The 13,180-nt window shown below is 67.1% G+C and carries 15 protein-coding genes and 2 pseudogenes; 6 read left to right on the forward strand and 11 right to left on the reverse strand.

Annotation, left to right across the window (positions count from 1 at the left end; genetic code table 11):
* Window positions 1-13 precede the first annotated feature (13 nt).
* The gene (locus ACVWWN_RS26560; RefSeq protein ID WP_457146511.1) at window positions 14-1,066 is read left to right on the forward strand and encodes an FAD-dependent monooxygenase; all 1,053 of its coding nucleotides are present in this window, start codon (window positions 14-16) and stop codon (window positions 1,064-1,066) included.
* On the opposite strand, the gene ACVWWN_RS26565 is transcribed toward ACVWWN_RS26560, so the two are convergent.
* The 6 genes from ACVWWN_RS26565 to ACVWWN_RS26590 all read right to left on the reverse strand — a co-directional run bounded on the left by ACVWWN_RS26565 (window position 1,032) and on the right by ACVWWN_RS26590 (window position 5,092).
* Window positions 1,032-1,253 (reverse strand): hypothetical protein, encoded by a 222-nt coding sequence (locus ACVWWN_RS26565; protein WP_457146512.1) that lies wholly within the window; start codon window positions 1,251-1,253, stop codon window positions 1,032-1,034. The two genes, ACVWWN_RS26560 and ACVWWN_RS26565, sit on opposite strands and share 35 nt — an antisense overlap.
* A 96-nt stretch (window positions 1,254-1,349) precedes the next feature.
* Window positions 1,350-2,084: a GntR family transcriptional regulator gene (locus ACVWWN_RS26570; protein ID WP_457146513.1), complete on the reverse strand. Its 735-nt coding sequence runs from the start codon at window positions 2,082-2,084 to the stop codon at window positions 1,350-1,352.
* Window positions 2,085-2,340: 256 nt separating this feature from the next.
* Window positions 2,341-2,895, reverse strand: coding sequence for a hypothetical protein (locus ACVWWN_RS26575; protein WP_457146514.1), 555 nt, complete (start codon window positions 2,893-2,895; stop codon window positions 2,341-2,343).
* Window positions 2,895-3,374 (reverse strand): transcription antitermination factor NusB, encoded by a 480-nt coding sequence (nusB, locus tag ACVWWN_RS26580; protein ID WP_457146515.1) that lies wholly within the window; start codon window positions 3,372-3,374, stop codon window positions 2,895-2,897. Before nusB ends, ACVWWN_RS26575 begins: the two co-directional genes overlap by 1 nt.
* A 21-nt stretch (window positions 3,375-3,395) precedes the next feature.
* The gene (gene efp / locus ACVWWN_RS26585) at window positions 3,396-3,959 is read right to left on the reverse strand and encodes an elongation factor P (RefSeq protein ID WP_457146516.1); all 564 of its coding nucleotides are present in this window, start codon (window positions 3,957-3,959) and stop codon (window positions 3,396-3,398) included.
* 35 nt (window positions 3,960-3,994) lie between these two features.
* Window positions 3,995-5,092 (reverse strand): M24 family metallopeptidase, encoded by a 1,098-nt coding sequence (locus tag ACVWWN_RS26590; RefSeq protein WP_457146517.1) that lies wholly within the window; start codon window positions 5,090-5,092, stop codon window positions 3,995-3,997.
* A gap of 33 nt (window positions 5,093-5,125) precedes the next feature.
* On the opposite strand from ACVWWN_RS26590, the gene ACVWWN_RS26595 reads away from it, so the two are divergent.
* On the forward strand, window positions 5,126-5,695 hold the full coding sequence (locus ACVWWN_RS26595; RefSeq protein WP_457146518.1) for a B-4DMT family transporter: 570 nt from the start codon (window positions 5,126-5,128) through the stop codon (window positions 5,693-5,695).
* A 169-nt stretch (window positions 5,696-5,864) separates the two neighbouring features.
* On the opposite strand, the pseudogene ACVWWN_RS26600 reads toward ACVWWN_RS26595, so the two are convergent.
* From ACVWWN_RS26600 to pcaH, 5 genes and pseudogenes are all read right to left on the reverse strand, one after another.
* Window positions 5,865-6,254, reverse strand: a pseudogene (locus ACVWWN_RS26600) (3-oxoacid CoA-transferase subunit A); the annotation flags it as partial.
* Window positions 6,251-7,435 carry a bifunctional 3-oxoadipate enol-lactonase/4-carboxymuconolactone decarboxylase PcaDC gene (gene pcaDC / locus ACVWWN_RS26605; RefSeq protein WP_457146519.1) on the reverse strand — a complete coding sequence of 395 codons (1,185 nt, stop codon included), beginning with the start codon at window positions 7,433-7,435 and terminating at the stop codon, window positions 6,251-6,253. The pseudogene ACVWWN_RS26600 and the gene pcaDC, both read right to left, overlap by 4 nt.
* Window positions 7,432-8,637, reverse strand: coding sequence for a lyase family protein (locus ACVWWN_RS26610; protein ID WP_457146520.1), 1,206 nt, complete (start codon window positions 8,635-8,637; stop codon window positions 7,432-7,434). The genes pcaDC and ACVWWN_RS26610 overlap by 4 nt, the downstream gene beginning before the upstream one ends.
* Entirely contained in the window at window positions 8,634-9,194 is a 561-nt protein-coding gene (gene pcaG, locus ACVWWN_RS26615; protein WP_457146521.1) for a protocatechuate 3,4-dioxygenase subunit alpha, read from the reverse strand. Before pcaG ends, ACVWWN_RS26610 begins: the two co-directional genes overlap by 4 nt.
* Complete coding sequence (pcaH, locus tag ACVWWN_RS26620) at window positions 9,191-9,979, reverse strand: protocatechuate 3,4-dioxygenase subunit beta (RefSeq protein ID WP_457146522.1); 789 nt, start codon at window positions 9,977-9,979, stop codon at window positions 9,191-9,193. Before pcaH ends, pcaG begins: the two co-directional genes overlap by 4 nt.
* Window positions 9,980-10,050: 71 nt before the next feature.
* Here pcaH and ACVWWN_RS26625 point away from each other — a divergent pair, with 71 nt between their 5' ends.
* The 4 genes and pseudogenes from ACVWWN_RS26625 (at window position 10,051) to ACVWWN_RS26640 (ending at window position 13,032) form a co-directional block, all read left to right on the forward strand.
* Window positions 10,051-10,800 (forward strand): IclR family transcriptional regulator, encoded by a 750-nt coding sequence (locus ACVWWN_RS26625; RefSeq protein ID WP_457146523.1) that lies wholly within the window; start codon window positions 10,051-10,053, stop codon window positions 10,798-10,800.
* Between the two features lie 557 nt (window positions 10,801-11,357).
* The gene (locus ACVWWN_RS26630) at window positions 11,358-12,272 is read left to right on the forward strand and encodes a helix-turn-helix domain-containing protein (RefSeq protein WP_457146524.1); all 915 of its coding nucleotides are present in this window, start codon (window positions 11,358-11,360) and stop codon (window positions 12,270-12,272) included.
* Between the two features lies 1 nt (window position 12,273).
* Window positions 12,274-12,456, forward strand: coding sequence for a hypothetical protein (locus tag ACVWWN_RS26635; RefSeq protein ID WP_457146525.1), 183 nt, complete (start codon window positions 12,274-12,276; stop codon window positions 12,454-12,456).
* Window positions 12,457-12,461: 5 nt separating this feature from the next.
* Window positions 12,462-13,032 (forward strand): annotated as a pseudogene (locus ACVWWN_RS26640) (SDR family oxidoreductase).
* Window positions 13,033-13,180 lie beyond the last annotated feature (148 nt).

Raw genomic sequence — 13,180 nt, forward strand, 5'->3', positions numbered from 1 at the left:
TTAGCCTGGCCGCATGGCGACACCGAGCGTCCTGATCAGCGGCGCCGGAATCGCCGGCCCATCGCTGGCCTTCTGGCTGACGCGAAACGGGTATCGCGTGACCATCGTCGAACTGGCCGACGGACTCCGCCCCGGCGGGCAGACAGTGGATCTGCGGGGCGCCGGCGGCGACGTGGTCGACGTCCTTTACCAGGCGACGAAGGGCAGCGCCGATTACCGGTTCGGTACCCGCGTGCAGGCGCTGGACCAGAGGGACGGCGGCGTCGACGTCACGCTCAGCGACGGTACGGCGGTCTCGGCCGATCTGGTCGTTGGCGCCGACGGTCCGCATTCGGCGGTGCGGCGCTTGGCATTCGGGCCGGAGGAGCGCTTCGTCAAACCACTCGGCGGTTACCACGCCTGGTTCAGCGCACCCGACACCGCGGGTCTCGATGGCTGGTTTCTCATCTATCAGGAACCGGGTCTGAACGCGTCGATGCGGCCATCGCACGATCCGGCGACGGCCAAGGCAGGGTTGGCCTTCCGCTCCGAACCGCTCACCTATGACCGGCGCAATGCCGACGAGCAGAAAGACTTGCTCCGGAACCATTTCGCGGGTGCGGGTTGGCAGTGCGATGCATTGCTGTCCGCCGCGGACGAGGCCGGCGACTTCTACTTCGACGCGTTCGTGCAGGTGCGCATGCCGACGATTTCACAGGGGCGGGTGACCCTCGTCGGCGACGCCGGGTACTGCGCCTCACCGCTGTCCGGTATGGGTACCAGCCTGGCGCTGGTCGGCGCGTATGTCCTTGCCGGCGAACTGGGAGCAGCGGACTCCCTCGATGTCGAACGCATCCGGACTGCGCTCGCGCGCACCGAGGCGCTGATGCGGCCCTACATCGACCGCTGCCAGGACCTCCCGAACGGCATCGACGGATACCTGCCGAAGTCGGCGGGCGAGGTCGCGATCACGGCGCAGGTGATGAAGTGGATGCAGCGCCGGCCGTTCCGCCGGATCGCCGAGAAAAAGTGGTTCACCACTGCCGACGCTGTCAGTCTGCCTGACTACAGCATCGCGGCCGGATAGCCTTTTCGGCCGCCTGCAGTTTGGCCTCGGCGATGCGATAGAGGCCATCGAGAGCGGCTTCCTCCACACCGACGTATTCGCTGACCACTTCCGACGCGACGCCGGCATCGCGAAGTCGCAGCGCCAGCGAATACGGCAGCGGAAGTTTGCGTAGAGCGCTCTCGTGCGAGCTGGATTCTTCGGCCACCAACCCAGGGTGCGCCCGAAGAAGCCAGGAGATGTGAGTAGACGGTTACTCGAAAATCGTCAGCCGGCGGCTGCCAGTGCCTGCCAGCGTCATGTCTCACTCCATCAGGCTGCCGCGCATGGTGATCCGGTCACCACGCATGCGGATGTACTCGAGGTCGACGGGTGTGCCGTCGATCAGGCTGGTGAGCCGCTCCAGCATCAGCAGCGCGGCGCCGTCGGGCACCTGCAGCGTGGCCGCCGAATGCGAGTCGGCCGACACCGCTTCCAGCGCCAGCGTCGCCGCGCCGAGCCGCTGCCCGCTGACCTCTTCGATGAGCGCGAACACGTCGTTGGTTTCCAGCGGGTGCTGTAATACCTGCGCGCCGATGTCGGGTGTTAGGTAGGTCAGATCGAGGGACAGCGGCAGCTCCCCTAGGTAGCGCAACCGCTCGATGTAGACAACCTGCTCCCCCGGCTCCAGCCGAAGTCGGCGCGCCACGGCGGGCGGGGCAGCCAGATGAAGGACGGCCCGGACCTGGTTGCGGACGTCTCCGTAGTCCTTGAACGTCTCCTTCAGGCCGACCAGGGCGTTCAGGCCGTGGTCGTATTTGCGGACCGCGACATGCGTGCCGACCCTGGGTCCGCGGTCGATCAGCCCCTCGTTCTTGAGGACGGCGAGCGCCTCGCGAATGGTATTGCGGGACACGAAGAATTCGGCTGCCAGCTCGTGCTCACCGGGCAGCCCGCGGTCGTACGCGCCGCCGTGAATCTGGTGTCGCAGCACGTCGGCGACCTGGCGGGCGCGGTCCGCTCGGGGGCGCCTGATCGGCGTCGGTTCGGCTTGCGACACCCGCTCACGGTAAATCTGCGAATCGGGCGCCGTATTGCCCCGCAGGAGCCGCCGGCACAGGCCTGGTCATTGCGCCGCCTGCGCGCCGGATTCACCAGGCGAAAGGCCCTGCAGAACCGCTATTGCGCCATCGCGAGACAGTCCGGACTTAACAATCGTGCTGAGCGAAATGCCGGCCCGCGGCTGGCGCCGAGGCACGGTTGTTGTACTCCCATCGCGAAGGCACGCCCGAACAACCGTCGGCGCAAGATCACGCCTATTGGACGCACCGCGAGAGCACGCGGCCGAACTGCAGAAGCCGCTGCATCTGCGCCAGTCCGCCGTCGTCGACCGACTTGTGGTAGCGGAAGGACTCGCAGTAGATGTCGGTCTCGGTGGCCGTCCGCCGCCTGGCCCGGGTGGCGAGTTGGGTGTACAACCGCAGCCTGACCTCCGAGAGGCGGCGGGTTCCGTCGTCGAGCACCTCGTACTCGGTGGTGAGCACCTGGTCGGTGATCGTCGACAGCAGAATCGAGCGCACGGACGCGTTCAGCACGCGGCGTTCGCGATCTCCGGTGGTGGCCAATTCGTCATCGGCACGCCACATGATCAGCCGGTGCCCGTCGGCGAGCACCACTTCCTGCCACAGTGCCGTTTCATCCGACTCGCCCCATGATTCGTCGGTGACTCCGCGGGACATGATGAACGATCTGATCGCAGAGAGGTCGATCACCGAACGCACTTGGTCCAGGGCAAGGTCGGGGTCACGCAGGTATACCTTGGCTGCTTCCTCCACGCTCGAGTACGGTGCCCAGTCCTGCGGTGCGCCCATCATGTTCCGTTCGGCGTACCCCGCATGGCTGCCGCCGCGGCCCTGATCTGGGGCGTCACCAGCATGATCTGGCCGAGCACGCCGTTGACGAAACCCGGTGAGTCATCGGTGGACAGCTGCTTGGCCAGTTCCACCGCCTCGTCGACCGCCACCGGTTCGGGGACGTCGTCGGCGTGCAGCAACTCCCACACCGCCACCCGCAGCACCGCCCGGTCGACCGCGGGCAGCCGCTCCAGCGTCCAGCCCTGCAGGTGCGCCGCGATGAGATCGTCGATGTGCGCGGAGTGCTCGGCCACGCCGTGAGCCACCGTCACCGTGTACGGATTGAGTGGCGACACATCGGAATCCTTTTCCGCCAAGGCATTCCGTGAATCGGCGGCCTCTGCCGAGGTGATCCCGCGCGCCTCCGCCTCGAACAACAGGTCGACGGCGCGTTTGCGCGCCTGGTGCCTGCCCCGATCACCCCTTCGCTCGGGCATTACGCCCGGCCCTCGTGCCGATCAGGCATTCACACGACCCAGGTAGCTGCCGTCGCGGGAATCCACCTTGAGCTTGTCACCGGTGTTGATGAACAGCGGCACCTGGATTTCGGCGCCGGTCTCCATGGTGGCCGGCTTGGTGCCCGCCGATGAGCGGTCGCCCTGCAGGCCCGGCTCGGTGTTGGCGACGAGCAACTCGACCGTGACGGGCAGTTCGAGGTAGAGCGGGGCGCTGTCGTGGAACGCGATCTGCACCGGCATGCTCTCCAGCAGGAACTTGGCGGCGTCACCGACCAGAGACTCGGGCAGCGGATGCTGCTCGTAGTCCTGGGAATCCATGAACACGAAGTCGGAGCCGTCGCGGTACAGGTAGGTGGCGTCGCGCCGGTCGACGGTTGCGGTCTCCACTTTCACCCCGGCGTTGTAGGTCTTGTCGACAACCTTGCCGGACAGCACGTTCTTGAGCTTGGTCCGCACGAACGCGGGGCCCTTGCCGGGCTTGACGTGTTGGAACTCGATGATCTGCCACAGCTGGCCGTCGATGTTGAGGACGAGCCCATTCTTGAAGTCGGCGGTCGATGCCACGGTCGGTTGTTCTCCTAGCCTTGTTGCGGCCTTCTCTAGTGCCTGTTTCCAACGATCTGCAGTTCCTTGGGGAACCGGGTGAGTAAGTCAGGCGTCGCCTCTTCCACGACAAGGGTGTCCTCGATGCGGACACCGCCGCGATCGGGCAGATAGACGCCGGGTTCCACCGTCACCGCGGAGCCAGCAAGCAGTGTACCGGCGGCTGCGGAGTTGATTCCCGGTGCTTCATGGATCTGCAGACCGACGCCGTGGCCGAGTCCGTGGCCGAAGTGGTCGGCGAACCCCGCATCCGCGATGACCTGCCGGGATGCCGCGTCGACGTCCTTGAGCGACACGCCCGGAGACAGCGCCTCCCGGCCGGCTCGCTGCGCGGCGGCCACCAGGGCATAGATGTCCTGCTGCCACTGGGCGACCGGCGACAGCACGAAGGTCCGCGTCATGTCGGAGTGATAGCCGCACACCAGTGCGCCGAAGTCGATCTTGACGAAATCTCCGGCGGTCAGCACCGCACCCGTCGGGCGGTGGTGCGGGATGGCGGAGTTGGCTCCGGCAGCCACGATCGTTTCGAACGACACCGCGTCCGCACCGTGGTCGAGCATCAGCGCCTCTAGCTCGCGGCCGACTTCCTTCTCGGTGCGCCCGGGCGACAGGCCGCCGCGCTCGACGAGGTCGTGCAGCGCCGCGTCGGCGGCTTCGCAGGCCAGCCGCAGCAGGGCGATCTCGCCGGCGTCCTTGACCTCGCGCAGGGCTTCCACCACGCCCGCGGCCCGCACCAACTCGACACGTTCCCCGGCCGCCTTGGTCAACGTGGCGAAGGCGTCGACGGTCACGACGTGGCTTTCGAAGCCCAGCCGCCGCGCGCCGTCGGTGGCGGCACGGCCGACCAGATGCGGCGTGCACGCCCGCTCGATGAGGAGTTCGGCATCGGGAGCTTGTTGCGCGGCCTGCGTGCGGTATCGGCCGTCGGTGGCCAGCACCGGCGTTTCGTCGTCCGTGCGGATGAGCAACGCCGCGTTGGAACCGGTGAAACCGGACAGATAACGGACGTTGACCAGGTCCGATATCACCATTCCGTCCAGCTCGGCGGCGGCGAGGCGCTCGCGCAGCCGGCCCCGCCGCTGAGAAATAGTCACGGTCGATGACGCTACTCGCTAAGGTGTGGCCCCATGAGTAAGTGGTTGCTGCGCGGACTGGTATTCGCCGCCCTGATGGTGATCGTCCGGTTACTGCAGGGAGCGATGATCAATGCGTGGGAGACCAAGGCGGGATTGATCAGCATCGCGCTGATCGTCGTGTTCGCCATCGTGGTGTTCGTCTGGGGCTATGTCGACGGCCGCGCCGACGCCCGCGCCAACCCCGACCCCGACCGTCGCGCCGACCTGGCGATGACCTGGCTGTTGGCCGGCCTGTTCGCGGGCGTGGTCAGCGGCGTGGTCGCCTGGTTCATCTCGCTGTTCTACCAGAGTCTCTACGTGGAGGCACTGATCAACGAGGTCACGACGTTCGCGGCGTTCACCGCGCTGCTGGTGTTCCTGTTCTCGGTCGCTGGGGTCGCCATCGGTCACTGGCTGGTCGACCGCAAGGGGCCGGAGGTGCCTCACCACCGCAGCGGGGCGACCGAGGAAGAGCGGGCCGACACTGACGTGTTCGCCGCCGTCCGAGCCCACGACGCCGGCGATGTCGGCGACACTCGCGAGATCCGGAACTCCGAAGTACGCCGCGAAGAGCACTCGTAAGCGGCCCGCCCGGCTCTGGGGCGATCATTCCGGACAACTTCTGCACGTCCGACCAGTGGAGCATGCTGACGTCGGCGTCGTCGAACTCCCAACTCGCCGGGCTGCTGGCGGATTCCTGATCACCGCGATCGCCCTGCTGTTCGGCCGGAGCACCCGCGAGGGTGAACGCCGCCATCACCGGCCCGAAGTTGCGGGCCGTTTTGCGGTACACCAGGTTCCCGCCGTGCCGCGCCGGCCGCCCTGATCCGTTCGGACAGGTTTCCCTGCGGCACGACTTCGAGCAGCACCTTGCCGGCCCGGTACAGCCCGTCGAACACGTACGAGTCGGTCTGGCGCGGAAATGAGCAGACGACCTTTGCCATCCTGCCCGCAGCGAGCAACACCGCCAGGCCGTTGTCCCCGTTCCCCGCGTTGTTGCTGACGATCGTGAGGTCGCCGGCGCCCTGATCGATCAACGTGGTCGGCATGCCCGCCATTCGAATCCACCGACGAGAATGGTTGAGCCGTTGCCGACTCCGGCGACCGCATCCTGGGCGTCGCAGATCACGGTGCGGCTCACGACGGGGTTTTCTTGTCGTCATCGAAGCCGGGCAGCACCTTGGCGGCGATCCGGAACGCGGTATTGGCGTCCGGCACGCCGCAGTAGATCGCGGTCTGCATCAGCAGTTCTTTGATCTCGTCGTTGGTGAGCCCATTGCGACGGGCCGCCCGCAGATGCATCTTCAATTCCTCGTGATGACCGCGGGCCACCAAGGCGGTGAGTGTGATCAACGACCGGCTGCGCCGGTCCAGTCCCTTCCGCGTCCAGATGGTGCCCCAGGCATATTCGGTGATGAGCCGCTGGAACTCCTCGGTGAAGTCCGTGGTCGCCGCGACGGCCCGATCGACATGCGCGTCGCCGAGGACTTCGCGCCGCACCGCCATGCCGGCGGCGTACACGTCGTCGCTCGTGGCGGTGGAACGGCCGGCCCGCCGACCCATATGGTCACGGATCAGTTCGGCGACCTCGGCGGGCGCCTCCGCGGGTGCGAGGTGCCCGACACCGTCGAGCACCACGACGCGACCGTTCTTGACGTCAGAGGCTAGGTGCTGCAGGCACTCCGGCGGGGTGGGAAGGTCGTGGCTGCCGGCGACGGCAAGGACGGGGATCTCGATCTCATGCAGGCGGTCCGTGACGTCGAAGCCTGCCAATGCGTCGCAGACCTGCGCGTAGGACTCCGGGTCGGTGTCGCGCAGGGCACGCAGCAGTCCGGCGCTGACATGCGGTTGGCGCTCGGGAAATCCGTCAGAGAACCACCGTTGGGCGGCGCCGGCGAGGACGGCTTCGATGCCGGATGAGCGCACCGCGGCGGCCCGCTCACGCCAGCCGTCCGGGGTACCGATCTTCGCCGCGGTGCACAGCAGGGTGGCCGATGAGACGCGGTGCGGCGCGTCCAGCAGCAGCTGCAGGCCTACGCAGCCGCCGACGGAATCGCCCGCGTAGTGAAACGGTTCACCGCTGAGGTCATCGGCCATCGCCAGCACACCGGCCGCGAGCTCGGCCATGGTGAACGGCTCCGCGCTTGCGCCGCGACCGTGGCCCGGCAGGTCCCAGGCGATGACGCGGACATGCTCGCTCAGCCGGGCGGCGGCTTCACTCCACAAAGTCTCGGCCGAGGTGCCCAGCGAGGGGCCGAGCACAAGCAGGCCGGAATCGGCCGGTCCGCCGAAATCGGTGACGGTGAGATACGGAACGCTCATGGTGTGTCCTTGAGGTAGTGGCGGGCGCGTTGCAGCGCGGAGTCGACCAGCTGTTCGGCGGCCCCGGTGTAACCCGGAGTCGCGGTGCGTCCGGTCAGTTCGGTCATCGTGTGCTGTTCGGACAGCACTCCCTCGGCCGCGGCCAGGTTGGCGGCCGCACGCGCCGCGTCCACCCGCAGCCCGGTCAATAGCTCGGAAGTGTGCGACGCGGCGACAACGGTGCGCCGGGCCAGGGTTCGTAGCGTCGCCCATTCGGTATGCCACGCACCGTCGGAGCGCTCGTCGACGCTGGTGGCTGCCGCGGTGTGCAGCGTGGCGCCCAGCGGCCCCGCGGCCAGCGCAGCGCGGCGGATCAGCACCGAGCGCGTGGGGTTGTTCTTGTGCGGCATCGTCGACGATCGTCCGCGCTCCCCCTCGAGCAGCTCGCCGATCTCGGGCCGGCTCCCGGTGATCACATCGGCGGCGATGTGTCCCCACGCGTCACAACAGGTCACCAGCGTGTCGCCGATGCGGGTGACGGTCGACCGTGTGGTGTGCCAGGGCGGCGCAGGCGCCAACCCGAGCGCCGCCGCCAGCGCGTCGCTGAGCGCGATCGCCCCGTCGACCGAGCCGGCGAGTTCGGTGGCCGCCGCCAGCGTGCCCGCGGCGCCACCGACCTGGACCGGCAACGACGCCTGCAATCCCGCCACCGGCTCGGCGGCCTCGATCACACCCGACAGCCAGTGCGCGACCTTGACGCCGATCGTGCTCGGCAGCGCGGCCTGAGCGAGGGTGTGCGCGAGCATCGTTGTGCCCCTGTGGCTTTCGGCCAACGCGGCCAGAGTCCGCACCTGGTCGGCGAGCTCGTCGCCGACGCGGGTGAGCACATCGCGCACACCCAACATGAGCGCGGTGTCGACGACGTCCTGGCTGGTCAGCCCGCGATGCAACCAGCGTGCGGCGTGATCCGGCGCCCGTCGCCGAAGCAGGGCGACGAGGCCGCTCACCGGAGTGCCGTCGGTGTCGGCGCCGGCGGCAATCGTCTCGGCGTCGCCGTCCTGCCGAAGCTCGGACAGGTCTACCCGCGCGTCGGCCGGAGCGATCCCGGCCGCGATCAGCCCGTCCAACCACGCCTGCTCGACCGCGACCATGGCCGCCAGGAATGCGCCATCGCTCATCAACTCTGCGGCGCGTTGATCCCCCGGCCAGAACAGGTCGCTCATGGGCGATGGCCCGGGTAGCGGAGGAACACCGTCTCGTCCTCCCCCTGCAGTTTGATGTCGAAACGGAGACCGTGCTCGTCACGGACCGCTATCAGAGTATGACGCCGCTCGGCGGGCAGCGAGTCCAGCAGCGCGTCGCCCGACAGTCGGTCGCCGGGAAGATATGCGCGGGTGAACAGTCTGTTGAGCAGTCCGCGGGCGAACACGGTGACCATGATGAACGGGGCCGAATCCGGTTGCGTCGCACCGGGAACCACGGTCGAGAAGCTGTAGCGGCCTTCGGCGTCTGTGCTGGCGCGGCCCCAGCCGGTGAAGGTCCAGCCGTCACGACGCAGTGAACCGCTCGCCGTCGGGATGACACCGTCCGCGTCCGCCTGCCAGATCTCCAACAGGGCGTCCGGAATGGGGGCACCGTCGCCGTCGCTGACCACGCCGTGCAGCCGGATCGCGCCAGGTGAGCCGGGCGGCACGAGTTCGTTATCCCGCTCGAACGGCAGTGCGTAGCCGAAGAACGGCCCGACGGTCTGGCCCGGTGTTGCGGTCATCAAGGTACTCATCGGTGATCGGCTCCGTTGTCGGGGTTTTCCGGGCTTTCTGTGTTTTCCATGGGGGTGCGGCAAGTGCCCGTGAGCACGATGTCCCAGCGGTAACCGGTGGCCCACTCGTGGGTGGTGAGGTCGTGGTCATAGGCGGCGACCAACCGGTCGCGGGCCTTCTGATCGGTGACCGACTGGAAGATCGGGTCCAGGGCGAAAAGGGGATCACCCGGAAAGTACATCTGGGTGATCATCCGTTGCGTGAATTCCGTTCCGAACAGCGAGAAGTGGATGTGCGCCGGCCGCCACGCGTTGTGGTGGTTGCGCCACGGATAGGGCCCGGGCTTGATCGTCGTGAACCGGTAGCGCCCCTCGTCGTCGGTCAGGCAACGGCCGACTCCGGTGAAGTTCGGGTCGATCGGCGACGGATGCTGATCGCGCTTGTGGATGTAGCGCCCGCCCGCATTGGCCTGCCAGATCTCGACGAGTTGCCGTCGCACCGGCCGCCCGTCGCCGTCGACCACCCGGCCGGCCACCACCATCCGTTCGCCGATGGGGGTGCCGCTGTGCTGGATCGTCAGGTCGGATTCGAGCGGATCCACATCGCGCTCACCGAAGCACGGAGCCCACAACTCCACGCCCTCGGGGTCGGCGTGGTGCAGGTCCTTCGTCGGATGCCGCAACAGGCTGCTTCGGTAGGGCCCGTAGTCCAGTCGCGGCTGAGTCTCCTCAGCGCCCGACCGCTGATAGGCCGACTCGATGGCGCCGATCTCGGCACTCACGTCGGCCTGGCTCATTGCTGTCATGGCGTGCACGGTAATGGTCCCTTCGGGGTGTCGTGAAGGCTACGATTCCGCTGAGTGGAAGGATTCCTCGATTGGCGGGCAACACCTCGACGCCCGGTGCCAGTGTGGCTTCCCGATTGCTGGCGATCGTCGGCGCGTTCGACGATCGGCACCGCAGTCTGGCGCTGTCGGAGCTTGCGAAGCGCGCCGGCCTGCCGGTGCCCACCGCACATCGACTGGTGGCGGAACTGGTTGCGGGGGGCGCGCTGCAGCGACGCGACGACGGGCGCTTCGTGGTGGGCAGCCTGCTGTGGGGCGCCGGCCTGCTGGCACCCGTCGAGGGCACATTGCGCCAGGTTGCCGAGCCTTTCCTGCATGATGTATACGCGGCCACGCTGGCAACCGTGCACCTTGCGGTGCGGGAGGGCGACGAAGTGCTCTACCTCGAGCGGATGATGGGCCGCACATCAGTGCCGATCGTCAGCGGCGTCGGCAGTCGCCTGCCCATGCACTGCACCGGCGTCGGCAAGGCGCTGCTGGCCTACGCGCCGCCCGACATCCGCAGTCGCGTGTTTGCCCGACTCGTTCGGATCACGCCCCACACGATCGTCTCGCCATCGGTCCTCTCGGCGCAGCTGGACCGCATCCGCCGTGACGGTGTGGCGACAACCAGCGAGGAGATGTCGCTCGGCGCGTGTTCGCTGGCGGTGCCGGTGGTGCAGTCTTCCGACGGCGCCGTGGTGGCCGCGATCGGGGTGGTGGTGCCCAGCCTCAAACGCGATCGACAACGACTGCTGGGAGCCCTGCAGGTCGCCGCTCGCGGCATCGGCCGCTTGCTCTGACACCCTTCCGCCACGCCGGAGAATCGCACCTTGGTGCTGAACATCTCGCCGTAGAAACATCACGCGGTAGAACCACGGCCACACCGCGCCGCTCATCGAATCCCCAGCTTGCGCCCGTGCAGGTGGGGTTAGCCCCACCATGGAGTTGCGGATTTCCGGAGGTCGACCCCCGCGCTGGCAGCATAGTGATGAGCCGAACAGATCGATCAGAATAGTGACCTGCATCACCATTCCGTTTCATCCAGGGAAACGCACACCGAAACACTGCCCTCCGTTTGCGATCCGGCCGTGCGACGGCGTCTCGGTTCGCCTGGCAACGATCACTGGTTGAGGAGGCGCCCACGATGAACCACCCGGACATCGGCGATCGGACACGTGTTAGGCAGGAACTCCGCCATACGAGTGAGCGCTCCGAGACCGCTCATCGGCGCCGCCATTACTCAACACACGCTCCGAGCAGAGCCACGGCGAGCACGCCGGCAACCCTGACACCCAACGAAATTGCTCGCTGGTGGGGTTTCGCTCCGGAAAAGAGCATCACCTCGCACAGCGAAACCGTGTCGGCGGCTATCTGGCGGGTACAACATCCTTCGGTCTACGAATTGCAGGGCCACGCCGATGAGAACACCAATCTGATCTCGATGCCGCTCACCGGTCGTCCCCACCACACGTACTTCGGTGACGGGCGCCAAAAGTGGAGTCGTGCGCATCCACCGTTCCACATGAGCATGGTGGTGGCCGGCGAAAGGCCGCGAGAGATCTTCGTCTCCGAGCAGCCGTTCACTTATCTGCACGTGTGTGTGCCGCACGCCCTGATCAAACGGCTCGCAGTGGAATGCCGCGCGACCAGAGCAGGTGCGGACGTCACGCTCGTCGATCCGATGTGTTCGCCCGATCCCCATGTAGAGATGGTCTGCCGACAAATTCAGCGCGAGATGTCGCATCCCGACAGATGTTCTCGCCTGGCGATCGACCTTCTCGGCGAAGAACTCGCGATCCGACTCTTTCGCCAGCACTCCAACCTTTCAGGCTCGAGCATGTTCGCCACGACACCTGGCCCCGGTTATCGGGATTGGCGTCTGCGGCGCGCGATCGAGTACCTCGAGACCCACCTCGGGGACGATCTCCGGCTCAACGAAGTCGCCGCGGTGGCGGGTTTGTCGACCACCCATCTGACGAGCCTGTTTCGTGCGGGCACCGGTGAGTCACCGCATCGCTGGTTGATGCGGCGCCGCTTCGAACGCGCGTGTGAACTGCTGGAAAAACCTTCTGCCAGCATCACTGACATCGCCCATCAATGTGGCTTCGCGAGTTCTCAACATCTGGCGACCGTGATGCGTAAGCGGTTGGCCACCACGCCGACCGCCTACCGTCACGAACTACTCGGTTGCGCCCATTCCGGGCATGCGGATGCGCTAGGTGAAACGAACTCCGGCATCCGGGATCCACGTCCGGCCGCAAAGAAGCACTGACATGGCATCTTCGGCCAACAAAGTCGGCATCGTGACCGGAGGCGGGACGGGCATCGGCAGGGCGACCGCCGTGGCGATGGCCAGGGCCGACGCCTCGCTTGTCATCGGCAATCGGGGGGCCAAGCTCGGTGAAGCAGTCGTGCGGCCATCGAGGAGGCCGGCGGCGTTGCGGTCTTTCAGGTGACCGATGTGAGCAAACCCGAGGACGTCACGGCTCTGGTGCAGCGGGCTGTCAACGAATTCGGGCGGCTGGACATCGCTTTCAACAACGCCGGGGCGGACGGCCCGCAGGTGCCCCTTCATGAGCAGGACATCGACAAGGCGTCGTTGCTCTTCGACGTGAATCTCAAGGCCGTCTTCTACTGCATGAACTACGAGATCGAGGAGATGCTCGGCACCGGCGGCGGGTCCATCGTGAACACGTCCTTGATCTTCGGGCGCAACGGCTACCCCGGTTGGCATGACCAAGTCGGCGGCCCTCGACTACGCCCGGCGAGGCATCCGCGTCAACGCAGTCGGCCCCGGTTCGGTGGAGACGCCGCTGCTGGCCACGGGAACCGGAGGCGACCCGCACAGCTACGCCTGCTTTGTCCCGATGGGCAGAATTGGCCGACCCGAGGAGATCGCTGATCCTGTCGTCTGGCTGCTCTCCGCCGAGGCCGGCTACGTACCGGGCACACGTTTCCGGTCGATGGGGGCGTCTGCGCGCAGTGAGACGGGCCAGTTTCCCGGCAGGGTCCCCCAGCCGTCGCCGCCGTAGCTGTGGATGCACCGCTCGGCGAGCAGTTCCACATGGTGGCCGGATAGGCCAGGGCGGCTTCGTGTTCCAGGTCCCGGACCCCCTGCCCTGGAGTCGCCGCCACCGGCTGTTCACCGTGAGGGCAACTTCGATCCGGCGACGACCGGTC

It is taken from the genome of Mycobacterium sp. URHB0021, from assembly GCF_054057895.1.

Bases quoted from the DNA above. Each gene is read 5' to 3' on its own strand.
- ACVWWN_RS26635 (WP_457146525.1), top strand. From the start codon at position 12,274: ATGGCATCTTCGGCCAACAAAGTCGGCATCGTGACCGGAGGCGGGACG.
- ACVWWN_RS26560 (WP_457146511.1), top strand. From the start codon at position 14: ATGGCGACACCGAGCGTCCTGATCAGCGGCGCCGGAATCGCCGGCCCA.
- ACVWWN_RS26595 (WP_457146518.1), top strand. From the start codon at position 5,126: ATGAGTAAGTGGTTGCTGCGCGGACTGGTATTCGCCGCCCTGATGGTG.
- pcaG (WP_457146521.1), bottom strand. From the start codon at position 9,194: ATGAGTACCTTGATGACCGCAACACCGGGCCAGACCGTCGGGCCGTTC.
- ACVWWN_RS26610 (WP_457146520.1), bottom strand. From the start codon at position 8,637: ATGAGCGACCTGTTCTGGCCGGGGGATCAACGCGCCGCAGAGTTGATG.
- ACVWWN_RS26575 (WP_457146514.1), bottom strand. From the start codon at position 2,895: ATGGGCGCACCGCAGGACTGGGCACCGTACTCGAGCGTGGAGGAAGCA.
- pcaDC (WP_457146519.1), bottom strand. From the start codon at position 7,435: ATGAGCGTTCCGTATCTCACCGTCACCGATTTCGGCGGACCGGCCGAT.
- pcaH (WP_457146522.1), bottom strand. From the start codon at position 9,979: ATGACAGCAATGAGCCAGGCCGACGTGAGTGCCGAGATCGGCGCCATC.
- nusB (WP_457146515.1), bottom strand. From the start codon at position 3,374: ATGCCCGAGCGAAGGGGTGATCGGGGCAGGCACCAGGCGCGCAAACGC.